This is a genomic window from Serratia sp. BIGb0163 (assembly GCF_024809935.1).
GTDB classification, from domain to species: Bacteria; Pseudomonadota; Gammaproteobacteria; order Enterobacterales; family Enterobacteriaceae; genus Serratia; species Serratia quinivorans.
Genome location: NZ_JANUDZ010000009.1, coordinates 154,531 through 180,847, shown reverse-complemented (window position 1 = coordinate 180,847; position 26,317 = coordinate 154,531). Strand labels below are relative to the sequence as shown.

Annotated in this window: 22 protein-coding genes and 1 other RNA gene; 16 read left to right on the top strand and 7 right to left on the bottom strand. The window is 56.7% G+C overall.

Going from position 1 to position 26,317, the window contains the following annotated elements; all coding sequences use genetic code 11:
* Positions 1–24 precede the first annotated feature (24 nt).
* Positions 25–207: non-coding RNA, 6S RNA (ssrS, locus tag M2406_RS23730), on the bottom strand.
* Positions 208–248: 41 nt separating this feature from the next.
* Positions 249–578, bottom strand: a complete 330-nt coding sequence (gene zapA / locus M2406_RS23725; RefSeq protein ID WP_012146623.1) for a cell division protein ZapA — start codon at positions 576–578, stop codon at positions 249–251.
* A 321-nt stretch (positions 579–899) separates the two neighbouring features.
* Between zapA and M2406_RS23720 the strand changes: the two genes are divergently transcribed.
* The 9 genes from M2406_RS23720 (at position 900) to M2406_RS23680 (ending at position 14,966) form a co-directional block, all read left to right on the top strand.
* On the top strand, positions 900–1,478 hold the full coding sequence (locus tag M2406_RS23720; RefSeq protein WP_012146622.1) for a YecA family protein: 579 nt from the start codon (positions 900–902) through the stop codon (positions 1,476–1,478).
* 60 nt (positions 1,479–1,538) lie between these two features.
* Positions 1,539–2,852 (top strand): Xaa-Pro aminopeptidase, encoded by a 1,314-nt coding sequence (pepP, locus tag M2406_RS23715; RefSeq protein ID WP_259191626.1) that lies wholly within the window; start codon positions 1,539–1,541, stop codon positions 2,850–2,852.
* 4 nt (positions 2,853–2,856) lie between these two features.
* A complete protein-coding gene (ubiH, locus tag M2406_RS23710; protein ID WP_259191625.1) occupies positions 2,857–4,035 on the top strand; it encodes a 2-octaprenyl-6-methoxyphenyl hydroxylase in 1,179 nt (392 codons plus the stop codon).
* Positions 4,036–4,118: 83 nt separating this feature from the next.
* Positions 4,119–5,321 carry an FAD-dependent 2-octaprenylphenol hydroxylase gene (gene ubiI, locus M2406_RS23705; protein ID WP_012146619.1) on the top strand — a complete coding sequence of 401 codons (1,203 nt, stop codon included), beginning with the start codon at positions 4,119–4,121 and terminating at the stop codon, positions 5,319–5,321.
* A 545-nt stretch (positions 5,322–5,866) separates the two neighbouring features.
* Positions 5,867–6,964: a glycine cleavage system aminomethyltransferase GcvT gene (gene gcvT / locus M2406_RS23700; protein WP_012146618.1), complete on the top strand. Its 1,098-nt coding sequence runs from the start codon at positions 5,867–5,869 to the stop codon at positions 6,962–6,964.
* Positions 6,965–7,009: 45 nt separating this feature from the next.
* On the top strand, positions 7,010–7,396 hold the full coding sequence (gene gcvH / locus M2406_RS23695) for a glycine cleavage system protein GcvH (RefSeq protein WP_115183879.1): 387 nt from the start codon (positions 7,010–7,012) through the stop codon (positions 7,394–7,396).
* Positions 7,397–7,488: 92 nt separating this feature from the next.
* Entirely contained in the window at positions 7,489–10,368 is a 2,880-nt protein-coding gene (gene gcvP, locus M2406_RS23690) for an aminomethyl-transferring glycine dehydrogenase (RefSeq protein ID WP_259191622.1), read from the top strand.
* 239 nt (positions 10,369–10,607) lie between these two features.
* Positions 10,608–13,883, top strand: coding sequence for an autotransporter domain-containing protein (locus M2406_RS23685; RefSeq protein ID WP_259191619.1), 3,276 nt, complete (start codon positions 10,608–10,610; stop codon positions 13,881–13,883).
* A 117-nt stretch (positions 13,884–14,000) separates the two neighbouring features.
* Positions 14,001–14,966, top strand: a complete 966-nt coding sequence (locus M2406_RS23680; protein ID WP_310473643.1) for a zinc-binding alcohol dehydrogenase family protein — start codon at positions 14,001–14,003, stop codon at positions 14,964–14,966.
* A 98-nt stretch (positions 14,967–15,064) separates the two neighbouring features.
* Here the strand turns inward: M2406_RS23680 and M2406_RS23675 are convergent, their stop codons facing one another.
* Both M2406_RS23675 and M2406_RS23670 read right to left on the bottom strand, forming a co-directional pair.
* A complete protein-coding gene (locus M2406_RS23675; protein WP_135344952.1) occupies positions 15,065–16,471 on the bottom strand; it encodes a HAMP domain-containing sensor histidine kinase in 1,407 nt (468 codons plus the stop codon).
* Positions 16,468–17,136: a response regulator gene (locus M2406_RS23670; protein ID WP_017893868.1), complete on the bottom strand. Its 669-nt coding sequence runs from the start codon at positions 17,134–17,136 to the stop codon at positions 16,468–16,470. The genes M2406_RS23675 and M2406_RS23670 overlap by 4 nt, the downstream gene beginning before the upstream one ends.
* A gap of 187 nt (positions 17,137–17,323) precedes the next feature.
* Between M2406_RS23670 and M2406_RS23665 the strand changes: the two genes are divergently transcribed.
* Both M2406_RS23665 and M2406_RS23660 read left to right on the top strand, forming a co-directional pair.
* Positions 17,324–17,542 (top strand): hypothetical protein, encoded by a 219-nt coding sequence (locus M2406_RS23665; protein ID WP_115183882.1) that lies wholly within the window; start codon positions 17,324–17,326, stop codon positions 17,540–17,542.
* Between the two features lie 148 nt (positions 17,543–17,690).
* Entirely contained in the window at positions 17,691–18,437 is a 747-nt protein-coding gene (locus tag M2406_RS23660) for an SDR family oxidoreductase (protein WP_112363189.1), read from the top strand.
* A gap of 167 nt (positions 18,438–18,604) precedes the next feature.
* Here M2406_RS23660 and M2406_RS23655 read toward each other — a convergent pair whose 3' ends face one another.
* Entirely contained in the window at positions 18,605–19,282 is a 678-nt protein-coding gene (locus tag M2406_RS23655) for a GntR family transcriptional regulator (protein WP_259191612.1), read from the bottom strand.
* Between the two features lie 129 nt (positions 19,283–19,411).
* Here M2406_RS23655 and M2406_RS23650 point away from each other — a divergent pair, with 129 nt between their 5' ends.
* From M2406_RS23650 to M2406_RS23635, 4 genes are read left to right on the top strand one after another with little or no spacing between them, the layout of a single operon-like run.
* A complete protein-coding gene (locus M2406_RS23650; protein ID WP_012146607.1) occupies positions 19,412–20,125 on the top strand; it encodes a DUF2848 domain-containing protein in 714 nt (237 codons plus the stop codon).
* Positions 20,125–21,474: an amidase gene (locus M2406_RS23645; protein WP_259191610.1), complete on the top strand. Its 1,350-nt coding sequence runs from the start codon at positions 20,125–20,127 to the stop codon at positions 21,472–21,474. Before M2406_RS23650 ends, M2406_RS23645 begins: the two co-directional genes overlap by 1 nt.
* A 51-nt stretch (positions 21,475–21,525) precedes the next feature.
* Positions 21,526–22,179 carry a DUF4286 family protein gene (locus M2406_RS23640; protein ID WP_259191606.1) on the top strand — a complete coding sequence of 218 codons (654 nt, stop codon included), beginning with the start codon at positions 21,526–21,528 and terminating at the stop codon, positions 22,177–22,179.
* Positions 22,176–23,501 (top strand): MFS transporter, encoded by a 1,326-nt coding sequence (locus M2406_RS23635; protein ID WP_017893860.1) that lies wholly within the window; start codon positions 22,176–22,178, stop codon positions 23,499–23,501. Before M2406_RS23640 ends, M2406_RS23635 begins: the two co-directional genes overlap by 4 nt.
* Before the next feature lie 50 nt (positions 23,502–23,551).
* On the opposite strand, the gene M2406_RS23630 is transcribed toward M2406_RS23635, so the two are convergent.
* Positions 23,552–24,160 (bottom strand): HD family hydrolase, encoded by a 609-nt coding sequence (locus tag M2406_RS23630; RefSeq protein ID WP_012146603.1) that lies wholly within the window; start codon positions 24,158–24,160, stop codon positions 23,552–23,554.
* Between the two features lie 183 nt (positions 24,161–24,343).
* On the opposite strand from M2406_RS23630, the gene M2406_RS23625 reads away from it, so the two are divergent.
* Positions 24,344–25,018 carry a hemolysin III family protein gene (locus tag M2406_RS23625; protein ID WP_012146602.1) on the top strand — a complete coding sequence of 225 codons (675 nt, stop codon included), beginning with the start codon at positions 24,344–24,346 and terminating at the stop codon, positions 25,016–25,018.
* A 90-nt stretch (positions 25,019–25,108) separates the two neighbouring features.
* Here M2406_RS23625 and ygfZ read toward each other — a convergent pair whose 3' ends face one another.
* Complete coding sequence (gene ygfZ / locus M2406_RS23620; RefSeq protein ID WP_112363194.1) at positions 25,109–26,101, bottom strand: tRNA-modifying protein YgfZ; 993 nt, start codon at positions 26,099–26,101, stop codon at positions 25,109–25,111.
* Positions 26,102–26,317: the final 216 nt, after the last annotated feature.

Below are 26,317 nucleotides of genomic sequence, written 5' to 3'. Positions count from 1 at the left end.
AGCACACTTACCGCTGAGGAAGGGGGAATCTCCGAGATGCCGTCGCAGGCTGTAACCCTTGAACCCATGGTTCAAGGTGAACGTGCTGTCGCAATCTTAAGGCTTCTCGGCGGGCCGAGCATGCACACCGATCGCGGATCATCACATTCTGTTGGTACTAAATATCGGCTCAGGGGACTGGCCCGCTGGCGAACATCTCAGAGAAATTTTTTACTCATTGCCGAAACCTTGAATTTCAGCAACTTAAGTTATTCGAATTGTGCATCCTGACGTTCAGAGATGCGACCCTGTTCAAGCAAAGCCTGTTCAATGGTCTGTTGTAGCATGCGAATGCGTTGTTCCATATTGGACGCATAATCACGGGTTTTCAACCGTTCTTGAGCAAGTTCGTGACAAACATTTAATGCCGCGATGAAAACGAGCTGCTCAGTATTTGTGACTCTAGTGCGAACTTTAAGATCTTGCAACCGTTCGTTAAGATCGACCGCTGCCATGTTCAACGCATCTTGTTGTTCTGGCGGGCAATTGACTCTTAAAGAGCGACCAAAAATTTGAATATCTACTGGTTGTGCAGACATGCCACCTTCCTGCCTAAATTTCGCGCCAGCCTCAACCTGCCCTTACCGGGCTGTCCAAAGCGGGCGCCACTATATATACCTCGGTACCAAGATACAACCCCTTTTTCAGTACCTGGTTGTAATCTACTGCGACAGACATTACCAGTCAAAAAAGGGTTTCAAAATGCGTATTTAGCTTCATTTTGTTCCCTGCCGGCAGTGTGTGAGATCTGGCACATCACGATTATAACTAGCCACTGAGGTGTCGTGCTTATCTGGTACAGCGACGGACCTTGGTGGTAGCATAACACGAACTTATCCTGCCAACGATGACGAATACGCATGTCTATACAGAATACATTTCCAAGTTACCAATCTTTGACCCTTGCCCTCAACCAGCAAGCGGTGGCGTTGACCGCTGCAGAAATGCACGGCCTGATCAGTGGCCTGTTGTGCGGTGGCAGCCGCGACGCCGGCTGGCAATCGCTGGTCTATGATCTGACTAACGAAGGCGTGGCCTTCCCGCAGGCGCTAAGCTTGCCACTTCAGCAACTTCATGAAATTACGCGTGAAACGCTGGAAGACGACGATTTCATGTTCCAACTGATGATGCCGGAAGGCGAGACGGTCAGCGTGTTTGATCGCGCCGACGCGCTGAGCGGTTGGGTGAACCATTTCCTGCTCGGGCTCGGCATGATGCAGCCGAAACTGGCTCAGGTGAAAGACGAGGTGGGTGAGGCGATCGACGATCTGCGCAATATCGCCCAACTCGGTTATGAAGAAGACGAAGACCAGGAAGAGCTTGAGCACTCTCTGGAGGAAGTGGTGGAGTATGTGCGGATGGCGGCCATTTTGTGCCACACCGAATTTACCCGCCGCAAGCCGACGGCACCGGAAAATGCCAAACCGACCTTGCACTAAATACCCGATTTCACGTCCTTAAGGCCGTGAGCACAGGCAGATTGATTTCAGGAGAAGGTGATGACTCAGCAGGAATTCAACAGCCGCCGTCAGGCGCTGTTGGCTAAAATGGCTCCGGCCAGCGCGGCGATTATTTTCTCTGCGCCGGAAGCGACGCGCAGTGCCGATACTGAATATCCTTACCGTCAGAACAGCGATTTCTGGTACCTGACCGGTTTTAACGAGCCGGAAGCGGTGCTGATTCTGGTGAAAAGTGACGAGACGCATAACCACAGCGTGCTGTTCAACCGGGTGCGCGATCTGGCGGCGGAAACCTGGTTTGGCCGCCGTCTGGGCCAGGATGCCGCTCCGGCGAAGCTGAGTGTGGACCGCGCTCTGCCGTTCAATGAAATCAATGATCAATTGCCTCTGTTGCTTAATGGCCTGGACGTGGTTTACCACGCACAGGGCCAGTACACCTATGCCGATAAAATAGTGTTCGACGCGCTGGACAAGCTACGTAAAGGCTTCCGTCAGAACCTTCAGGCACCGGCGACCCTGACCGATTGGCGTCCGTGGCTGCATGAAATGCGCCTGTTCAAGTCGTCCGAAGAGATGGTTATCATGCGCCGCGCAGGTGAAATTAGTGCGCTGGCCCATACCCGCGCGATGGAGAAATGCCGTCCCGGGATGTTCGAATATCAGCTCGAGGCGGAAATTCATCATGAGTTTACCCGCCTGGGTGCCCGCTCCCCGTCCTACAACACCATCGTCGGTGGTGGAGACAACGCCTGCATCCTGCATTACACCGAAAACGAAAGCGAATTGCGCGATGGCGATCTGGTGTTGATCGACGCCGGCTGTGAGTTTAAAGGCTATGCCGGTGACATCACCCGTACCTTCCCGGTCAACGGCAAATTCAGCCGACCGCAGCGCGCGGTGTATGACATCGTGCTGGCGTCACTGACGCGGGCGCTGGAGATGTTCAAGCCGGGCATCAGCATCCGTGTGGTGAATGATGAGGTGGTGCGCATTATGATTACCGGGATGGTAGAGCTGGGGATCCTGAAAGGCGAAGTAGAGCAGTTGATTGCCGAGCAGGCCCACCGTCCGTTCTATATGCATGGCCTTGGCCACTGGTTGGGGCTGGATGTACATGATGTCGGCCATTACGGCACGCCGGATCGCGACCGTACGCTGGAGCCGGGTATGGTGCTGACGGTTGAACCGGGGCTGTACATTGCGCCGGATGCCGACGTGCCGGAAGAATATCGCGGCATGGGCATTCGTATTGAAGACGACATCCTGATCACCGCGACCGGTATTGAGAACCTGACTGCCGGCGTAGTGAAAGACGCTGACGCCATCGAAGCACTGATGGCGGCGGCAAGGTAATAGCATGAGTGTAATCATCGTTGGCGGCGGTATGGCGGGCGCGACTTTGGCGTTGGCCATTTCATCGCTTACTCAGGGACGATTGGCGGTTGATCTGGTCGAAGCGACCCGACCGGACGACCGCAGCCATCCGGGATTTGACGCCCGCGCCATTGCCCTGGCGCAGGGCACCTGTCAGCAGTTGACGCGCATCGGCGTTTGGCCGGCGCTGCGTGACTGTGCGACGGCCATCACCCAGGTGCACGTTAGCGATCGCGGCCACGCCGGGTTCGTTAATTTGCACGCGCAGGATTATCAGGTTGACGCGTTGGGGCAGGTGATTGAGCTGCACGACGCAGGGCAACGGCTGTTTGCGCTGCTGGCCAAGGCCCCCGGCGTTACGCTGCACTGTCCGGCCCGAGTGGTCGATGTGGTGCGCACCGCGGAGCAGGCCGAAGTGCTGCTGGATAACGGTCAACGCATCAGCGGGAAACTGCTGGTGGCGGCAGACGGCTCGCGTTCGGCGCTGGCACAGGCTTGCAATGTGCAGTGGCAGCAAAGCGACTATCCGCAGTTTGCTACCATCGCCAACGTCACCACCGCCGAGCATCCGCAGGGGCGCGCTTTTGAACGCTTCACCCGGTACGGGCCGCTGGCATTATTGCCGATGTCTCAGGGACGCAGCTCACTGGTGTGGTGCCATGCGCGTGAAGATCGCGAGCAGGTTGACGTCTGGGACGACGAACGTTTTATCAGTGAGTTGCAGCAGGCATTTGGCTGGCGTCTGGGGCGCATCCTTCGCGCCGGGAAACGTCACAGCTATCCGCTCAGCCTATTGACCGCCAATCAGCATGTCAGCCATCGCCTGGCACTGGTGGGCAATGCCGCGCAAACGCTGCACCCGATCGCCGGGCAGGGGTTCAATCTCGGCCTGCGTGACGTGATGTCGCTGGCGGAAACCCTGGCCGAGGCGCAGCAGGCCGGAGAAGATCCCGGTGGCTATGCGCTGTTGGGGCGTTACCAACAACGGCGGCAGCAAGATCAGCAGGCGACCATCGGCGTGACCGACGGCCTGATCCGGCTGTTCGCCAATCGCTATGGCCCCCTGGTGGTCGGTCGCAATCTGGGCCTGATGGCGATGGCCCGGTTACCGGCGGTGCGAGACGCCTTTGCCAAGCGCACTTTGGGCTGGGTCGATCGCTAAGCGGTGTATGAGCAGGGGCGTAGCGTGCTGCGCCCAAAACGCTGGGCAATGGCACAGCGAGTCATTTAAGGAAATTAAGCAGCATGCAATCATTTGACGTGGTTATCGCCGGCGGCGGTATGGTGGGGCTGGCTCTGGCCTGTGGTTTGCAGGGCAGCGGTCTGCGCGTTGCGGTGCTGGAACATCAGCAACCGGATATGACGCCGCCGCAACCACAACCGGAACTGCGCGTTTCCGCTATCAATGCCGCCAGCGAGCGCCTGCTGCAGCATATTGGCGTGTGGGACGAGATCCTCAACCTGCGCGCCAGCGCCTATAACGCGATGGAAGTTTGGGATCGCGACAGCTTCGGTAAAATAGCCTTTCGTGGTGACGAGTGCGGCTTCAGTCATCTCGGTCATATCATCGAGAACTCGGTGATCCAGCAGGCATTGTGGAAACGGGCGGAAAGCCTGAGCGACGTCACGCTGATGACTCCGGCGGCGCTCAAGCAGGTGGCCTGGGGCGAAAACGACGCTTTTATCACCCTGGAAGATGGCCGCATGCTGACCGCCCGGTTGGTCATTGGTGCCGATGGCGCCCATTCCTGGCTGCGTCAGCATGCCGATATTCCGCTAACCTTCTGGGATTATCGCCACCATGCACTGGTGGCCACCATTCGCACCGAAGAACCGCATTTGGCGACGGCGCGGCAGGTGTTCCACGGCGATGGCATTCTGGCGTTTCTGCCGTTCAGCGATCCGCATTTAAGCTCGATCGTTTGGTCGGTGGCGCCGGAGGAGGCAGAACGGCTGAAGCAACTGGAGCCGGAACAGTTTAACCGTGAGCTGGCGATGGCTTTTGACCTGCGCCTCGGTGCCTGCACGGTGGAAAGTGAACGTCAGACCTTCCCCCTGACCGGGCGTTACGCCCGCAGCTTTGCCGCGCACCGGCTGGCGCTGGTAGGTGATGCAGCGCATACCGTGCATCCGCTGGCAGGGCAAGGGGTGAACCTGGGCTTTATGGACGCCGCCGAGTTGATTGCCGAACTGCGTCGTCTGCAACGTCAGGGCAAGGATATTGGCCAACATCTGTATCTACGTCGTTACGAGCGCCGCCGCAAACACGGCGCGGCGGTCATGCTGGCCAGCATGCAGGGGTTCCGAGAACTGTTTGACGGCAACCATCCGGCGAAGAAGCTGCTGCGTGATGTCGGGCTACGCCTGGCCGATAGCCTGCCGGGCGTGAAGCCCAGGTTGGTGCGTCAGGCGATGGGCCTCAATGATCTGCCAGAATGGCTGGCCTGACCGCTGTCTGAGGGAGGTCGCCAGACCTCTCTGCCTTATTTTCCTCGCATTATCATCGCTCCCGAAGGCGCAGCCCTGCGCCTTATACCCATAGATTTTTCTTATATAACCCTTCATTTGAAATAATCTAATTCCAGGCTGGTTTTGCCATTAGTTTTTCTAATTCCATGTTCGGTTATCAAAAGTCGAAATTCCGTATACGGCCGTGGGTTTGTTATATAACTTCGGATTTTTGGTGCTTTAATTGTTGGTTTTGTGCCTTAAAGCGCATTTTTCCAGTCAAAAACTCTGCACACTAGCCCGGCATTTTACTGGCCCTGAACGACGCCAAGCCTATTTTATCTTATGGTTAATGGGGTCGTTCGGTGATAACGTCAGGACAAAGGTATCGTTTGCGTCGCGGCGGTTAGCCGCAGTTTTTGCACGTTTCGGCGCAGCGTTTCTGTTGGGCAGTCAGTGCGCCACGCAATCCGGCCGCGAGCCATTATCTGATGTATTGCGTAGCAGCACCCTATCTTCAGCTTCTGAGTGAAATGAGGGAAAAGATGGCAAAGCAAACCCCACTGTACGACCAGCACGTGGCGTGCGGTGCGCGCATGGTAGATTTTCATGGCTGGATGATGCCGCTGCATTACGGCTCCCAGATCGATGAGCACCACGCCGTGCGTCAGGATGCCGGTATGTTCGACGTCTCCCACATGACCATTGTGGATCTGCGCGGTGCCCGCACCCGCGAGTTCCTGCGTTACCTGCTGGCGAACGACGTCGCCAAGCTCACTCAACCTGGCAAAGCGTTATACACCGGTATGCTGAATGCGTCCGGCGGTGTGATCGACGACCTGATTGTTTACTTCCTTACTGAAGACTATTTCCGCCTGGTGGTGAACTCCGCCACACGCGAAAAAGACCTGGCCTGGATCGAAGAGCACGCAGCCCCTTACGGCGTAGCCCTGACGGTGCGTGACGATCTGGCGCTGGTTGCGGTGCAGGGCCCACAGGCCAAAGAGCGCGCCGCCACCTTATTTACCCCGGAACAAAAAAGCGCGGTTGAAGGCATGAAGCCATTCTTCGGCGTACAGGCCGGGGATCTGTTTATTGCCACCACCGGTTATACCGGCGAAGCGGGCTATGAAATCGCCCTGCCGAAAGAGCAGGTGGTCGATTTCTGGCAAAAACTGCTGGCAGCAGGTGTGAAGCCTGCCGGCCTGGGCGCACGCGACACGCTGCGTCTGGAGGCCGGCATGAACCTGTACGGGCAAGAAATGGACGAAGGCGTTTCGCCGCTGGCCGCCAACATGGGCTGGACCATTGCCTGGCTGCCGGAAGACCGTCAGTTTATTGGCCGTGAGGCGCTGGAAAAACAGCGTGAAATGGGTACCGAGCAACTGGTCGGCTTGATCATGACGGAAAAAGGCGTATTACGTAATGAGCTGCCGGTGCGATTCACCGATGAAGCAGGTCAGACGCATGAAGGGATTATCACCAGCGGTTCATTCTCACCGACCCTGGGCTTCAGTATTGCCCTGGCCCGCGTGCCCGCCGGTATCGGTGAGCAGGCCATCGTGCAGATCCGCAACCGTGAAATGCCGGTCAAGGTCACCAAACCTGGATTCGTGCGTGCCGGTAAGCCACTGACTAATTAATTTTTTGTTTATTGATTCTTTATTTCTTCGAAGGAGTAGCTGGCGATGAGCAATGTGCCAACAGAATTGAAGTATGCATCTTCCCATGAGTGGGTTCGTTCAGAAGGTAACGGCGTTTACACCGTGGGCATCACCGAACACGCGCAGGAACTGCTGGGCGATATGGTATTTGTCGATCTGCCGGAAGTAGGCCGTACCGTTGCCGCCGGTGAAGACTGCGCCGTGGCGGAGTCCGTCAAGGCGGCCTCTGACATTTACGCGCCAATCAGCGGCGAAATCGTTGCGGTAAACGGCGAACTGGAAAGTTCTCCGGAGCTGGTCAACAGCGGACCATACGCTGAAGGCTTCCTGTTCCAGATTAAAGCCTCAGACGAAGGCGAACTGGCGAAGCTGCTGGACGCCGCGGCTTATCAGGCTTCTATCGACGAGTAACCGTTGCAACGCCCCAGGCCTATTGGTCGGGGCGTTTTAGTTACAGAACAGGCTATGTCCCGTACCCCGTAAGCATTCAGGAATTTGTAGCAATGACTCAGACACTCAGCCAACTTGAACACAGCGAAGCGTTCATCGAACGTCATATCGGCTCTTCTGCGCAGCAACAGCAGCAGTTGCTGGAAGCGGTGGGCGCACGTTCGCTCAACGCGCTGATCCAACAGATTGTGCCGGCAGATATTCAACTGCCTGCGCCGCCGCCGGTGGGTGATGCGGCCACTGAACATCAGGCGCTGGCCGAACTGAAGGCGATTGCCTCGCAGAATCAGCGCTACAAATCCTATATCGGTATGGGCTACAGCGCAGTGCTGACGCCGCCGGTGATCCTGCGTAACATGCTGGAAAACCCGGGCTGGTATACCGCTTATACTCCTTATCAGCCGGAAGTGTCACAGGGCCGTCTTGAGGCGCTGTTGAACTTCCAGACCGTAACTCTTGATCTGACCGGTCTGGATCTGGCATCCGCTTCATTGCTGGACGAAGCAACCGCAGCAGCCGAAGCGATGGCGTTGGCCAAACGCGCCAGCAAGCTGAAAGACGCTAACCGCTTCTTCGTGGCTGACGACGTACATCCGCAGACGCTGGACGTAGTACGTACCCGCGCCGCCACCTTCGGTTTTGAAGTCATTGTAGATAAAGCCGAGAAGGTGCTGGAACTGCAGGGCGTGTTTGGCGTGCTGCTGCAACAGGTTGGCACGACCGGTGAATTGCACGATTACAGCGCACTGCTGGCGGAACTGAAAAACCGTAAAATCGGCACCAGCGTGGCTGCCGACATTATGGCGCTGGTGCTGTTGACCGCACCGGGCAAACAGGGCGCCGACGTGGTGTTCGGCTCCGCGCAGCGCTTTGGCGTGCCGATGGGCTACGGTGGCCCACACGCCGCCTTCTTCGCCTGCCGTGACGAATTCAAACGTTCGATGCCGGGCCGCATCATCGGTGTTTCCCGCGATGCCGCTGGTAACACCGCGCTGCGCATGGCGATGCAAACCCGTGAACAACATATCCGTCGTGAAAAAGCCAACTCGAATATCTGTACCTCGCAGGTGCTGCTGGCCAACATCGCCAGCCTGTACGCGGTGTACCATGGCCCACAGGGCCTGCAGCGCATTGCCGGGCGTATCCATCGCCTGACCGACATTCTGGCAGCCGGGCTGCAACAGGCCGGTCTGCAATTGCGCCACAAAACCTGGTTCGACACCCTGACGGTGGAAGTGAAAGACAAGGCCGCGGTGCTGGAACGCGCATTGAGCTTTGGTATCAACCTGCGTACCGACATTCACGGTGCGGTGGGTATCACGCTGGACGAAGCCACCTCACGTGAAGACGTGCAGACTTTGTTCGCCCTGCTGGTGGGCGACAATCACGGTCTGGACATCGACGCGCTGGACGCGGCGGTAAGCAAAAATAGCCAGTCGATCCCGGCGGGCATGCTGCGTAAGGATCCGATCCTGACGCACCCGGTATTCAACAGTTACCACAGCGAAACCGAGATGATGCGTTATATGCACCGTCTGGAGCGCAAGGATCTGGCGCTTAACCAGGCGATGATCCCGCTCGGCTCTTGCACCATGAAGCTGAACGCCGCGGCGGAAATGATCCCGATTACCTGGCCTGAATTCTCCGAGCTGCACCCGTTCTGCCCGCCAGAGCAGGCTGCAGGCTATCAGCAGATGATCGGCCAGTTGTCACAGTGGCTGGTGCAATTGACCGGTTACGACGCGGTTTGCATGCAGCCTAACTCCGGCGCGCAGGGTGAATATGCCGGGTTGCTGGCGATCCGCCATTACCATGAAAGCCGTAACGAATCCGGCCGTCATATCTGCCTGATCCCAAGCTCCGCACACGGTACTAACCCGGCTTCTGCCCAAATGGCAGGAATGAGCGTGGTGGTGGTGGCCTGCGACAAGAACGGCAACATCGATCTGCACGATCTGCGCGTCAAGGCAGAGCAAGCGGGTGAAGCGCTGTCTTGTATCATGGTGACTTACCCGTCGACCCACGGCGTGTATGAAGAAACTATCCGTGAAGTGTGCCAAATCGTTCATCAGTTCGGCGGCCAGGTGTACCTCGACGGCGCCAACATGAATGCTCAGGTGGGCATCACTACGCCAGGTTATATCGGTGCGGATGTCTCACACCTTAACCTGCATAAAACCTTCTGTATCCCGCACGGCGGCGGCGGTCCAGGCATGGGGCCAATCGGCGTTAAAGCGCATTTGGCACCCTTCGTTCCAGGCCACAGCGTAGTGCAGATCGACGGTGTGCTCACTCAGCAGGGTGCGGTTTCCGCTGCGCCGTTCGGCAGCGCTTCTATTCTGCCAATCAGCTGGATGTATATCCGCATGATGGGCGCGGAAGGGCTGAAACAGGCGAGCCAGGTGGCAATTCTTAATGCCAACTACATTGCGACCCGCCTGAAGGACGCTTACCCGGTGCTGTATACCGGCCGCGATCACCGCGTGGCGCATGAATGTATTCTCGACATTCGTCCGCTGAAAGAAGAGACCGGCATCAGCGAAATGGATATTGCCAAACGTCTGATTGACTACGGTTTCCATGCGCCGACCATGTCGTTCCCGGTAGCGGGCACGCTGATGGTTGAACCTACCGAATCGGAGAGCAAAGTGGAGCTGGATCGCTTTATCGACGCGATGCTGGCTATCCGCAGCGAGATCGACCGGGTGGCAAAAGGTGAATGGCCGTTGGAAGACAACCCGCTGGTGAACGCGCCGCACATTCAGGCGGAACTGGTCAGCGACTGGCAGCATGCCTATAGTCGTGAGCTGGCTGTGTTCCCTATCGCCGGTGTGCGTGAGAACAAATACTGGCCGAGCGTGAAGCGTCTGGATGATGTGTACGGCGACCGTAACCTGTTCTGTTCCTGCGTGCCGATGAGCGAATACGAATAAGCTCTTCTGTAGTCCGGTGTTTAAAAAGCAGCGCATCATGCGCTGCTTTTTTTTGCCCTTTAACCCATACTTTTCTTGCTTATATTTTTGATGTTTTTTTATTTATTGTGCAGCTCTGCGCAGTTTATTCTCAACCTGGTTTAAGACTTCATCCGGTATACATTCCGTTTAAACCCTGGTGATTAAATTGATCTCAGCAAAATATTTTGCAGGGAAGATTGACTCACAAGGAGTGCTCTATGAAAAGGTTGGCTATCGCAATCATTGCGGCTTTACCCTTCTGTTCCGCGCAGGCGGTTGAGAGTTATGAAGTCCGTAATCACAGCGGACAAACGGTATTTAAACTGAATTTTTACGCTCCCCCCGACGGCAGTTATTTTACGGATGAGGATGGGCCTCAGCGCTCATCCTGGACACTGGATGCCGGACAAAAGGCCCAGGTGATCAGTGCGGCGCAGCGCTGGGCCGATATCATTAAACCCAAGCCCGGCGAATTGCCCGGGGTGATCAATATCGGTACTTTTGATGAACAGAATGCCGGAGCATTGAGCCCTGATGTTAGCGAAGCCCCTTTCAGCCTGACCCAACTTCAGGCGGTATTGCAAGGCCAGGATGCGGGTGAGTTGGACAGTGGCGCTCACGCCTTCGTCAGCATCGGTAAACTGAACTTTACCCCGGTACAGGCCGCGCCTGCGCAGGTCCCGACCGATTCCCGCTTTGATCTGGAAGTCACCCTATTTCATGAGCTTGCCCATGCGTTAGGGATTAGCACCAGCGCCGGCGTGCCGGATGATGGCGTGACCCAGTTCGGTCCGACGCAGGGCAGCTGGACATCACACCTGTTTGACGACAACGGTAATCCGGCACGGCCAGGGCAGGCTATTTTATGCAAAGGATGCGAGGGGCCGGACGATCCTTCAGGCTTTGACGTGCGCAAAGACCAGGGCTATTTTGCCGGCAGTCACGTCAAAGAGGTGCTGGCCGGTGCTATGCCGGGAGTTCCTGTGCGAATCCTCTTTGAGGATGGCAGTCTGGATGATGATTACATGTCCCACAGTGAGCTGGACCGCAGTCTGATGAGCCATCAAGACTACCGCAACTACACCTCCATGATGGAAGCCGAACTGGCGGTGTTGCAAGACATGGGATACGACATCGATCGCCGTAACTTCTTTGGTCGCTCTGTGTACGGCAGTGGCCTGGATGTGGTTAATCAGCTGGGGTATTTCGCGCGCAATGCCGCAGGAACTGCGTATCTCGACGGCCAGGCCAATACCGCCGCCCGCGGTGTCGGGTTGCACATTTACGGCAGTAATAACCGGGTGGAGCAACGCGGTGACTTACTGGCCGACGGCGTTGCCGCCGCCGGTATTCGGGTTGACGGTGCGGGCAATACGCTGACCATCGCACCGGGTACCCGGGTACAGGCCAACGGTGATTACGGCACCGGTTTATTGGTGGCCTACGGAGATAACCACAGGATTCTCCAGCGCGGCAGCCTGGAGGCGACCGGCAAAGAAGGCGTCGCCGCCCGGTTGGATTTCGGCAACAACCTGCTGGGCAATGAGAGTGAATATCGGGGTTCATATATTTGGCTGGTGGGCGGCACCGATCAGTCCGAAGACATGGCGGGACCATTGGTGTCCAGTTTCGATATCACCGGCTCGTTAAAGGGGGCCAAAGCGGCTATTTACCAGTCGGTGAATGCGCTGGCCGGCGCGATTAACGTGATGCGCGGCGCCGATATTCAGGGTGATATTATTTCTGATTATGCGCAATGGGACGAAAATAATCAGGCTCGGCTCACCCGTTTAACCTTCGGTCTGCAACCGGATGGGTTGGGGCAGGTGACCGCTGCGGCGGATAGTGGCTTTGATTTCACCTATAACGGCAACATTCGCGGTAAGGATAATTTGGCTCTGGTGGCCGAAGGGGGCAAAACCACCCTGAATGGCGAGCATCAGGTGTATAGCGTGGATATTGATCCGGGGGCCCAGTTGGCAGGCAACAGCCGTTATGCGCTGTCGGATGCCGGGTTGTTCACCAATAATGGCTTGCTGACGACCGGTTCGCCTTTTGGCCAGGTTGCTATCATTGGTGATTACCAGCAGGGGCCGCAGGGGCGTTTGCAACTGATGTTCGACAGCCTGGGGCGCGGAGATCAGGTGTCAATCAGTGGCACATCCAGTCTGGACGGTGCCCTGACGCTGATGCCGGTAAAAGGCTGGTATGCCTCAGACTGGCAGTTGAACAGCGCTTCGCTGCTGCAACTGGGACAGGTCAGCGGCGAGTTCGATCAAGTCAGCGTGCAGACGCAGTCACCGACGCTGAGTTTCAGTACAGCGCCATTGGCGGCTGGAGAATATCAAATCAGTGCGACCCGTGGTGCATCTGCCTACAGCCAGTATGCGCAGAGTGCTAATGAGCGAAACGTCGGGCTGGCGTTGGCCCGTGCGGCGGCGAGGGCGGGTAATGATATGCGGCCGTTGCTGACCGCGCTGGATTTTTCCACCCCTGATGGCAAGCAGGTGAGCGGCGCTTTGGCGCAGCTGGAGCCGTCGGCCTATAACAGCCTGATTCAGGCGTCATTCGATCGCGAACGCCAATTAACCCGAGCGTTGACGGCGCCGGAGCGCAATTTGACGTTGGCTCCAATGGGCGACGAGCAGGATTGGATCAGTTTTGCCCTGCCTTACGGCGGTGGCACCTGGCAGCGTAATGCGGCCAACATCACCGGTTACAACGCATCGCGCTATGGCGTGCTGTTCGGCGCGGAGAAACGCAATGTCCTGGTGCCGGGGCTGACAACCGGCTTCCACGCGGCGGTTGGTGGGCAAACGGTCAATGCCAAAAGCGCCGATCGGGCGCGTGCACACAGCACGTCATTTGATGTCGGTCTGCAGTTCAGCTTCGCGCAGGATCCCATGGCCGGGCCGTTTGCCTATGGCCTGGGTCGTGTAGGGGCTGAGGATAATCATATGAAGCGTCAATTTGATGTTGCCGGCGTGAGTGGCACCAGCAAGAGCGACTGGACGTCGTGGAACGGTTCATTAGCCCTGGGCGGCGGCTATCATTTTGCGTTAACCGAGTCGTTCAGCTTCGGCCCGTTGGCGGCACTGGATTATACCGCCAGCAGGCATCGTACAATTAAAGAGTCCGGGTCTGGTACCTTGCCGATGCAGATTAAAGGCCATTATGCCGATTCACTGCAAAGCACGCTGGGCGTAGAAGCGTTGTACCAGGGGCCACAGGCTTTGTCCGCCACCCTGCGCCTTGGCTGGCAGCATGAGCTGCTGAGCAACAATGTCACTCAGCGTGCTCAATTCGTCGGTTATGACGCCTCTGCTTTTGATAGCGAAAGCAAGTTGGCCGGTCGTGATGGATTGGCCGCGCAGGCGGGTGTGCAATATCAGCTTACTAAAGATGTTTCCGTCGGGGCCGGCCTTTCCAGCGAGCTGTTCCGTCAGGGCAGCAATTCGTTAGAGGGCAATCTGTCCGTGACCTGGCGGTTCTGATTTTAGTCAATATCAATAACACGTTCGGCAAAGCGTACTATCAGGGGACACTGCATTATGCAGTGTCCTTTTCTATTGTCGCCGCAGGGTACCCGAACGATATATGGAGCAATAATGATGAGAGCTGCAATTGTCAACGTGTTAGGTCAAGCGCCGGTGGCGGGTAATGTGGATGAGCCGGTAGCCAGGGAAGGGGAGACGCTGATCGAGGTGAGCGTAGCCGGTATCAAACAACTGGATCGCGCCATGGTGGCGGGAACCCATTATTCCAGCCCGAAGGCGTTGCCGATCGTGCCCGGAACCGATGGTGTTGGTTATACACCGGACGGCCAGCGGGTTTATTTCGCCTCTTTCCGACAGCCGCACGGTGCTCTGGCTGAGCGTACCGTCGCTTCCTGGACCGTGCCGGTACCGGCTGGTGTGGATGATGCTACCGCCGCCGCCTTGATCAACCCGGCATTCGCTGCCTGGCTGCCGCTGCACTGGCGTGCCGAGCTTCAGGCGGGTGAAACGGTACTGATTATTGGCGCGACCGGCACCTCGGGCAAGCTGGCGGTGGCGGCGGCTCGTCAGGCGGGTGCAGGGCGCATTGTTGCAGCCGGCCGTCGGCAGAGCGTGCTGGATACGTTGGATGTCGATGCTACGGTGGATCTCAGTTTGGAAGGGGATGCGCTAACCCAGGCTTTCGCTGCTGCCGCAGGGCCGAACGGATATCAGGTGATAGTCGATTACATCTGGGGTAAGGCGACCGAAGCGCTGCTGGCCACGCTGAACAACCATGACCTGTCTTCCTACGCCGGAGGGCGCGGTATTCGCTTGGTTAATGTTGGGTCGATGGCAGGGCCGGACATTCGCTTGCCGGCGGCAGTATTGCGCAGTAACCAACTGCAGATTATGGGTAGCGGCACCGGCAATTTCCCATCGGCGGCTGAGATGCAGAGATATGCCAGTGAGATCCTGGCGTTGGCGGCCACCGGGCAGATTTCGGTCGAGACTCAGGAGCATGGCTTATCCGAGATCGCGGAAGTGTGGGATCTGAACAAGAAAAGCGACGTCCGCTCGGTGATCCGCATTGCCGGATAGCTATTATATACTTATGGGCAAACCGCAGTTTGCCCATTTGTTTGCCACAGCAAATCAAGCGGATGCCGTTGCAGTAAAATTGGCTGGGCGATGTTGGCTTAACTCTCCGATGACACCAGATAGTTCTCCGGTAGATCAATAACAAACCCGATGCCGCGTTCATCAAGCCCTTCGGCTACCCGCAGTTGCGCACCGATTTTATCCGCCAGATTTTTGGCAATCGCCAGCCCCAGACCGCTGCCGACCTGCAGAGTACCTGGCACGCGATAAAAACGTTCGAATAACCGTTTGTGGTATTCAGGGTTAATACCGGGGCCATTGTCTCGCACAGTAATATAGCAACCCAGTGGCGATAGCGAACGGATGTTGACTTCGATTCGGCCACCGTCAGGCGCGTATTTGATGGCGTTTTCCAACAGGTTGGTAAAAATGGTAATCAGCGAGTGACGATCGGTATCAATCATCACATTTTCACTGCCATCCAGCGAAAGTTCGACGTTCTTCTCCAGCGCATAGGGCACGTGCTGGGCAATGCATTTGCCGATTTCCGCGTGGATATTCACCGTTTCAATCTTCAGTGGGAAGTCTTCCGACTCCAGTTTGGCCAGATCAATCAGTTGGCGCGAAAGCGATGCGGCGCGATCCAACCCATGCTGCATGTCTTCAATGATTTCCTGACGTTCGGTTTTATCCGCCACCTGGGTCAACAGGTGCAGCTGTGCCAGTACGGCGGCGATCGGGGTGCGCAGCTCATGCGCCGCATCGGCCATAAAACGCTTTTCACGTTGGTTGGCAGCATCGATGCGCGACATCAGCTTATTGATTTCCAAAACGATTGGCCGGATTTCTTGATATTGTTCGGCCGCATTGATCGGAGACAGAGTACCGGGCTTGCGGTCAGAGATCATTCTGGCAATTTGTCGCAGTGGCCGCAGGCTGAGATAGGCGGTAAACAGCAAAGTGACAATGATGGCTGCCAGAGTGACCAACAACGGGATCGCGGTGCTTTCCGCCGGATTGCCGAAAATAGTGGTGCGGTTGTCAAAGGATTCGCCGACGATCACCCTAAATTGCTGTTTATCGCTCCAACTGCCGGCAATATGCCACTTCACATTGGCGTAGCTGATGGTGCCGGACAGCACCGACGGCGGCAGGAACAGCGGTTTTTCCTGTGACGGTGAGGCGTAAAGCATTTGGTTGTTGCTATCGTAAACCACAAATAGCGGGCGATAGTCTATTTCATCCTGCATGCCGTTTTTGATCGAGTCGATATACATGACTTCGATATCTTTAATCACCTCAAGATAACTGCGGTTGCTAACATCTGTCTTATCAAGAATATTGGCGATACCCCGGGCGACAATGCGTTGCTGATTATCTAAATACTTTTCCGCATCGGGATAATATGAATATTTTACCCAACCAATCAATGCGCCCCAGAGCAATAATATAGCTAAAACCTGGAAAATAATGGTGCGCATAAAAAAGGATTTAAAACTTATCATCCCAGAGTCTCTTTTTTTAATAAATAACCGATGCCACGCACGGTGATAATTTTTTCCTTGCCAATCTTGCGCCGCAAGTTATGCATATGCACCTCCAGAGAATTACTTTCCACGCTGTCGCCATGGCCGAACAGACTCTGCTCCAGTGCGGTTTTACGCACCACGGTGCCGGCGCAGCGCATCAGTTCATGCAGCAGCCGATACTCCTTTTTCGATAACAGCAGAAGTTCGTCATCCAGCGTCACCTGGTGATTAATTGGGTCCAGATACAGATTGCCCAGGCTCCAGGTTTGGGAGGCAAACCCGGCCATGCGGCGGTTCACCGCCTTCACGCGGGATATCAACTCAGGCAAGGCGAAAGGTTTGGCCAGAAAGTCGTCCGCGCCGGAGTCCAGGCTATTGACCAGGCTTTCGATACGGTCGCGTGCGGTCAGAATAATGATCGGGATATTTTGTCCGGCGGCCCGCCACTCGACCAGTTTTTTTAATCCATCCCCGTCTGGCAGGGTCAGGTCTAACAGCATTAAATCGAAACTGCCCTGTGAGAGCCTGGTTTGAGCATCATGCACCAGCCGCACCCAGCATAGCTCAAAACCCGCCAGTTCTAGTGCCCGGCACAGGGCCTTGCCCAATTGCAGATCGTCTTCCACTAACAATATGTTCACGGGGTATCCGGTTTATGTCACGACGCTGGCGGCTATATAACTACAACCCTCATGGGAAGACAACGGCGTCATCCTTTTTGCACCATCGTTCTTAAGCAAACCTTAATCTGGGATTAATTTGGCGTTAAGGGAGCGTCGATATATTTCGATTACGCTGATTCCTGCACAAATCATCAGGGTAGGAAAAATGCGTGTCGACAACTTTTCAATGGCGGTTACCTGTACAGGCGCAATTTTATTGTTGGTGTTGGTCATACTGCCTTCCGACGTTGGCGCGCAAGGGGGTAATCATCCCGTCCAGATTTCTTCTCCTTTGCCGCATATTCAGCATGAGCAGTCCCTGATTTTTTATAAAAGCTTAAAGCCACGGATTAAAAAACAGCTGCGTCGTTTGGTGCAGTTATAAGGTTTATTTTAATAAGGGCAACAAGTGGAAAAATACCCTTGGATATTCTGCAGCATGGATATCTATACTCTGTTGAAGAAGGTGGCTGAGGTAGCTTTGCCGAGCGCCAGTTACCGGTTATGACTTCCCAATCAAAGAAAGGAACAACATGACTAAAGTTGCATTGGTCACCGGCGCCAGCCGGGGAATTGGCCGCGCCACGGCGCTACTGCTGGCACGTCAGGGTTATGCGGTAGGCGTTAACTATCTGCAGAATGAAGCTGCGGCGCAACAGGTGGTCGCGGAGATAGAATCACTGGGCGGCCGGGCGCTGGCGCTGCGTGCCGATATTGGCGATGAAAGCCAGGTACAGGCGATGTTTAGCCAACTGGATGCCACCCTCGGGCCTATTGATGCTCTGGTCAACAATGCCGGTATTCTGTTTCAGCAGTCGAGCATTGAGCAACTGACCGCCGAGCGCATCAACAAGGTGCTGAGCACCAACGTTACCGGTTATTTTCTCTGTTGCCGCGAGACGGTGAAGCGCATGGCGCATCGTCATGGCGGCCAGGGCGGGGCGATCGTCAATGTCTCTTCCGCTGCAGCACGCTTAGGCGCACCGGGCGAATACATCGACTATGCCGCCTCTAAAGGGGCGGTGGACACGCTAACTACCGGACTGGCGTTGGAGGTGGCGGCGCAGGGCATTCGCGTCAACGCGGTGCGGCCGGGGCTTATTTATACCGAAATGCATGCCAGCGGCGGCGAGCCTGGGCGCGTTGATCGGGTAAAAAGCAGCCTGCCGATGCAACGCGGCGGTACCCCGGAAGAGGTGGCAGAAATCATCGCCTGGCTGCTGTCCGATGCCGCTTCTTACGTCACCGGCAGCTTTATCGAGGCCGCCGGCGGTCGCTGACAGGGATAAAGGGAAATGACTTTAGGTGTCATTTCCCTTTTGTCGCCGCTAATTACCCTAATAACTCAATTTCATGGGATGCTGCTACTCCGCTAATGTCAATTGTTGATATTCAGTCAATTTTATTACAAACGGTATCTAGGCGGACCCTTTGCAGTTCAAGAGTGTCAGCCCTCATGCAGCAGCGCGCTGCGGAAAGACAGAATGTGCGCCTCTGCTGCATTGGCGGCTGCGTCGTCATCCTGTGCGGCCAGTGCAACGATAATGGCTCGATGTTCTTCGATCACCTCTCGCATATGACCTTCGCGTGACAGCGTACTGGCCCAAAAGCGTTGCGCCCTGGCATGCAGCACGCTCAGGATGTCCGCCAGCATATTATTCCCGGCGATCTGCGCCAGCTGCTGGTGGAACTGGTGGTCCAGCGTCATCATCTGCACCCGGTCACGGCGCTGGCTGGCGGCTTCAATTTGTTGATTGAGGGCCGTCAGTGCAGCGACTTGTGGTTCGGTAATTCGCTTGCTTGCCAGCCGCATACACAGCATTTCATTGGCCAGTCGGACTTCAATCAGTTCCAGTGCGTCATCCATCGACAGCGGCGAAACCATCACTCCTTTACGCGGGATCACCTGTAACAACCCTTCATTGGCCAGCCGGTGGATTGCCTGATTGATTGGCGTTCTGCCCATATCCAGCTCACTCATTACCTGCGCGGTATTGAGATATTCACCAGGCTTATAACTCAACGTCACCAATGCCTGCTTAAAGCGCCGATAGGCCAGTTCATTCAGTGACATTCCGGCTTCCTCTGCCGTCGGGAGTTCCTGGCTCTCTGCGTCAAGGCTCATCACGTTCTGCTCCTGCAAGAAGAAAGTTTTTAGACATAGTACACAAAAACATGGCATGGAAATCGCTTATTTGGTAGCTAAAGATATAGTGAAATTTCACAGTATTTTAACCAAGGGGACACAAACGCCATGAGACTGACCTTCACTTTACCTGAATCCAGCGGGGCCGGGGTGCTGGATGTTGAGATTGATCATCTGGTGATCGCCGGCTGGACCGGCCGCGATCGCGAGGCCATTCTGCACCATATTAGGGAGTTGGCCGAGCTGGGCGTGCCCCAACCCAGTGCAGTCCCGCTATTTTATCGGGTGGCGGCTAATCAGCTCAGTCAGAGCGATTGCATTGAAGTGATCGGCAATGCCAGCTCCGGCGAAGCGGAACCTTTGATCTTCACTCATCAGGGTGAACTGTTTGTTTCGCTGGCCTCAGATCATACCGATCGCCAACTGGAGGCGCACAGCGTCGCGCTGTCCAAACAAATCTGCGTCAAACCGGTAGCCCGCGCCGCCTGGCCACTACGGGAAGTGATTGCTCACTGGGATTCATTGATCCTGCGATCCTGGATCAAAGAAAACGGTGAGTTCCGGCTTTATCAGCAGGGTTACCTTGCCAGTCTGCGTACTCCCGGCGATCTGCTGGATCGCTATTTGAGTGGTCAGCAGGTGCCGGAGGGCGGGCTGACGGTCCCGCAGCCGCGAGATGGCCTGGCGATGGCCTGTGGCACGGTCGCGGCGATTGGCGGTATCCGTCCGGCGGTCGAGTTTCGTATGGAACTGGTGGACGAAGTGCTGGGACGTACCATCAGCCACGGTTATCGCAGCATAGAACTGCCGGTGGTGGCGTGATGAAAAAACTGACTTTAGCGCAGGCCGTCGCCGGGTTGGCCAGTGGTGAATTCACTGCTGTGCAACTGACCGCCACCGCTCTGGCGCAAATCGCCGACCCACAGGGGGAGGGCGCACGCACTTTTACTCATGTTTATAGCGACTGGGCACAGCAGCAGGCATTGACTGCCGATCGACGGCGTGCGGCGGGTAAGCCCCTGTCGGCGTTGGACGGTGTGCCGGTATCGGTCAAAGACCTGTTTGATGTCGCCGGGGAGGCCACCGCTGCCGGTTCGCGGGTGTTGGCCGATGCGCCGGTAGCCAACAACCACGCTGCAGTGGTGGCGCAGTTGTTGCAGGCTGGCGCGGTAGTGATCGGCAAAACCAACATGACCGAGTTTGCCTATTCGGGGCTTGGCATTAATCCCCACTACGGCACGCCCGCCAATCCCTGGGATCGCCCTGCTGGCCGTATTCCCGGTGGTTCGTCTTCCGGTGCGGCGGTTGCGGTGGCTGACGGCATGTGCTTTGGCGCGATAGGCAGCGATACCGGCGGTTCGGTACGTATTCCGGCGGCCTTCTGTGGCCTGACCGGTTATAAACCTACCGCCCGGCGCATCAGCAGTCGTGGTTTGCTGCCCTTGTCACCCTCACTGGATTCAATTGGCGTGATTGCCCATGACGTTGCCGGTTGCATCGCGCTGGATACGGTGATTGCCCAGCAGCCGCTGCACCCGCAGCAGAAAACGCTGAGTCAGGCGCGCTTTGCCGTGCCACAAACGTTGGTGCTGGATGGACTGGATGAGGAAGTCACCGCCGCCTTTCATCTCAGCGTGGAGCGGCTGGTGCAGGCGGGGGCACAGATTGAATTTATTCCCTGTCATGAGTTCGCCGAGCTGGCAGCGATCAACGCCGCCGGTGGTTTCACCGCGCTGGAGTCCTGGCGCTGGCACCAGCCGCTGATTGCCGAACATGCCGAAGACTATGACCCACGGGTGCTGTCACGTATTCGTCGCGGCCAGTTGCTCGATGAGCAGGATCTGCAGCAATTGCGGATGCAGCGTGCCGATTGGCAACGGCGAGTGACCGCGGCAGTGGGAAAATTTGACGCGTTGTTGATGCCAACCCTGCCCTTTATTGCGCCGACCATTGCCGAACTGCAGGAGGATGAAGACGCCTATTTCCGTATCAACGGTGCCGCGTTGCGTAACCCTTCGGTGATCAACTTCCTCGATGGTTGTGCGCTGTCGCTTCCTTGCCAGCGGCCCGATACGGCTCCAGTGGGCCTGATGGTGGCCGGGCTGCCGCTGCATGACGAGGCGCTGCTGGGCTGGGCGCTGGCGATCGAACGCTGCCTCGCCGAGGCGTGATTTTCCGGTGGGGACGACCCCGCCTTACTTTGAACTAACAGGAGAGTACCCATGACCGGTTCCCCAAACGGAATGCTGTTTGTCGCAACAGATGTCGCCGCGCAGGACGAGGCGGATTTCAATAAGTGGTACGACCGCGAGCACGTGGAAGAGCGAGTGCGGGTGCCCGGTTTCTTGTCGGGTACGCGCTATCAGGTGCTGCAGGGCGGACGCAAATACCTCGGACTGTATAAAACCGAATCCCTGGCCAGCTTTACCTCGGCGGCCTACCGCGCTGCGTTTACCGAACAGACCCCCTGGTCGGTCGCCAGTCTCGATAAAATGCGCAACCCGATGCGTCGTGTCTGCGCGGTGGAGGCGGTTACCGGTCAGGGCTGCGGTAGCCATTTGACTATCGTTACCCTCGAACCGGCGCAGCCGCAAGTGCTGAAGGCCTGCATCAAGCATTTGGGGAGCCAACTGGCCGAACTGTCCGGTTTTGTGCGCAGTAGCCTGCTGTCGCCGGACGCTGAGCTAAGTTCCCCGTTGCCGAAAGAGTCGCGGGAGAACCGCCGGTTACTGCCGATGATGCTGATCGAAAGCAGCAGCGCCGAAGCCGGACAGCGGCTGAGTGAGTTGGCCTGTAGCCAACTGAAAATCCCCGCCACCGATGCCCTGCATTATGCCCTTGGCTGGCAACTGACCACACAGGAGCTTTCATCATGAGCACTTCAACCACACAGCCGTCAATCGCGGAAGCCTCCACTGCCGAGGCTACCGCCCATCCGCCAAACACCGGCAAGCTGGCGGCGGCCAGTTCGATTGGCACCGCGCTGGAATGGTATGACTTCACCGTCTACAACATCATGGCGGCGCTGATTTTCAACCACGTATTTTTCCCCTCTTTCGATCCGCTGGTGGGCACCATTTTGGCGTTTTCCACCTACGCGGTGGGTTATGTTTCGCGGCCGATTGGCGGTATCGTCTTTGGTCATCTGGGTGACGTGCTGGGACGGCGTTTTGTATTGGTGACCACGCTGGTGATCATGGGTGTGACAACCGCGCTGATGGGGCTGCTACCCGGTTATGCCAGTTGGGGGATTTGGAGCCCGCTGCTGTTGGTGACGCTGCGCTTTATTCAGGGAATTGCGCTGGGGGGCGAATGGGCGGGGGCGGTATTGCTGTCGATGGAGCACGGCAAGCCTCATCAGCGAGGACGCAACGCCTCCTTTGCTCAGGTTGGCCCTTCCTGCGGAACGCTGATCGGCACCGGGCTTATCACGCTGGTGACGGTGGCGATGACGGCGGAGGATTTCCAGCAGTGGGGCTGGCGTATTCCCTTCCTGCTTAGCCTGGTACTGGTGGTGTTTGGCCTGTGGCTACGCCGTGGCGTGGGGGAAACGCCGGCGTTTCTGAAACTGGAGGCATCGAAGGATGTTACCCATTCACCAATCCGCGAAGTTTTCACCCAGCATCGGCGTCCGCTGTTGATCGCCGGGGGTTCGCGTATTGGTTCCGACGTGCTGTATGCGTTGGTGGTGGTTTTTACCCTAACCTACGTCACTACGGTATTGAACCTGCCGCGCCCGGTGGCGTTGGCTGCCACCATGTTGGGGGCGATCGGTAACGCGATTACCGTGCCGATGTTCGGCGCACTGTCCGATCGTTTTGGCCGTCGGCCGGTGTATATCGGTGGGGCTTTGGCGGCGATGGTTTGGGCATTTGTGTTCTTTATGCTGCTCGACAGCAGCCAGCCGGTGCTGATCTGCCTGGCGGTGGTAGTGGGTCTGTTGATCCATGCGGCAATGTATGGTCCGCAGGCGGCCTTTATCACCGAACAATTCCCAACCCGGGTGCGTTATGCGGGGTCGTCGTTGGCTTATACGTTGGCAGGTATTATCGGCGGTGGCTTTGCGCCGCTGATCATCGCCTCATTGTTCAAGTCTTACGACAGCACGCTGGCTATTTCGGCCTATGTGGTGCTGGCACTGCTAATCACACTGTGGGCAGTGATTGCCGCGAAGGAAACGGCACACAAGCCGTTATGAAAGGCGTGCCGGGTGAAGGGATCACCCGGCCTGTCACAATAGCAACGCTGTTACTTCAGCCAGCCTTTGCGTTGTGCGTCCTGCAGGTGTTGCAGCAGGTACTTCCACAACTCCGGGTGAACATCGGCGATGGTAGTGTTACGCGCCAATACCTGCTCCAGGCTGATACCGTTCTCTACCCAGCTTTGGCCCTGGTTGTGCAGGTTCATCAGCATCGGCATGGTGCGATCCAGCACCAGCGCAAAGCGCGCGTCGGCGCTCTCGCCATCTTCATATTCCTGCCATAAAGCGGTGAAATACTCGCGCTGAGTGTCCGGCAGCATACCGAACAACCGGCGTGCCGCCGCCACTTCCACATCATGGATCGCTGCGCGTGCCGCCAGATCGTAGACCAGCACGTCACCGGCATCGATCTCAACGATGTCATGCAGCAGCGCCATCTGGATCACGCGTTGGATATCTACGCCTTCACTGGCGTAAGGGGCCAGGCTCATGGCAGCAATAGCAAAGTGCCAGCTATGTTCGGCGGAATTTTCCTGGCGTTGGGTGCCCAGCACTTTGGTGCGGCGTTGCACGCTTTTCAACTTGTCGATTTCCATCAGGAACTGGATGACCTGGGTCATGGAGCCGAAATCTAACGCGGGTACAGCGGATGACATGGTGTAAACCTCATGGTAGATGGGTTGAAGCCGAACGATTGTAGACCAGCGGGCGAGGGATTTCGATGGTTACACGCGCACACAGTTTTATTTTAGCGTACACGTGTACACTGAAATTATTCTCAGTTAAGCTGCCTTGCGGTAATTTCGAACAATGTTGGCTGTTTTGAGGGGTTGTGTGCAATGGGAAAAACGGGCGTAGTGAAAGCCGGTACTGAAAAAATGGCCGCCACGGCCTATCCGTGGGCGGAAGAAATCGCTAACAGCATCAGTCACGGTATAGGGTTGGTTTTTGGTATTGTCGGCCTGGTACTGTTGTTGGTTCAGGCGGTAGACACCGGCGCTGACGTAACGGCCATCGCCAGCTACAGTCTTTATGGCGGCAGCATGATCCTGCTGTTCCTGGCCTCCACGCTGTACCATGCCATTCCCCACCAGAAAGCCAAGCACTGGCTGAAAAAATTTGACCACTGCGCCATTTATCTTTTGATTGCCGGTACCTACACGCCGTTTCTGTTGGTGGGGCTGAATTCACCGTTGGCAAAGGGGTTGATGGCGGTAATTTGGGGTTTGGCGCTGCTGGGCGTGTTGTTCAAACTGGCGTTCGCACACCGGTTTGAAGCGCTCTCGCTGGTGACCTATCTGACCATGGGTTGGCTGTCGCTGATCGTGATTTATCAGTTGGCAACTCGTTTGGCGCTGGGCGGTGTGACGCTGCTGGCGGTCGGTGGCGTGGTTTATACCCTGGGCGTGATCTTCTATGCATCGAAGCGTTTCCGCTTCGGCCACGCCATTTGGCATGGTTTCGTGCTCGGTGGCAGCCTGTGCCACTTTATGGCGATTTATCTGTACGTCTGAGACCCGCTGATATCTTTCGCACTGCAGCGTTGTTGGCTGCAGTGCGAAATCTATTGCAGACAGACCAGGAAGCTCTGACTGCTCCCTTCTTTATTTCTCTTCCGCCAGTGAGTATGGCAGCGGCTTGATGGCCAGTTGACTGGTGGCATCGTCGCGAACCCGCAGCTTGCTGTCGGCGTCCAGATCGTTATTCAGCACCACTTGTACCCACAGCGTGCCGTCGGCCAATCTGGCAGCGCTCAGCACCGTACCGGTACGGCGCCAGTTTTCACCCAACTGCAATTCCACGTCTTCAGCGGCCTGCGGCACTCGCCCAGCCTTGCCTTCCAGCCAGTACAATGCCCGTTTGTTGGCCCCGCGGAACTTGGCGCGCGCCACCATTTCCTGACCGGTGTAGCAGCCCTTGCTGAAGCTGATGCCATCCAGCGCCTGCAGGTTGGTGGCCTGTGGGATCAACTGCCCGCTGTTGGCGGCGTCAATCACCGGGTAGCCGGCTTCGATATCCAGCGTCAGCCACTGCTGACTGTCGTTCAGTTCGGCCTGCTCGTGCAGTTTGTCGACCAGCTGTTCGGCAACGGCGGCGGTGGTGACCAATAGAAAACGTTCTGCCGGGAGTGAGAAGTGCAACAGGGTAGTTTCACCGTCCTGCACGACCTGATGTTCGGCATCCGGCAGGCTGTTGAAAACGCCCGCCAGCGCCGCGCGTGCCTGAAAACCGGCTACGCCCAGCAACACTGCTTCGCTGTCGGCGGCAATGGTGAGTTTGGAAAATACCGCGTACTTTTTGATTTCAGCCAGTTGGCTGTCCAGCACGCTGCGGCGTTCCAGATAGGCAAAGCCTTCACCGCGATGGAATAAACGCAGGTTGCTCCACATTTTGCCTTTGGCATCACAGTGGCCGCACAACACGTGGCTATCGGCCGGCAGCGCTTCGATATCGGCGGTTACCTGGCCCTGAAGGTATTTCACCCGGTCCGGCCCGTTCAATGTCACCAGCGCCCAATCTTCCAGAGAGATCAGGGTCAGGGGCAGATGGGAGGAAGCGGAAGGCTGACGGGGTGGAAATGGAATTTTATACGCCATAGTAAGATCCTGCTTAACGTTTAGCTTACCTGAAGGTGTGTTGGCCCCATGGTAAAAGAGGTGGCGGCCTTTGCAAACTGTTATTCACGCTTGCCTCGCAGACAGCGCTTTTTTTGACATTTAGCGCTTTATTACGCTTTACACCGAGAACGTTCTTCCCGGCGAGTATGTCAAATTGTTACTCTATAGGCTTGCGGCCAAGGGTAACCCTTGCAG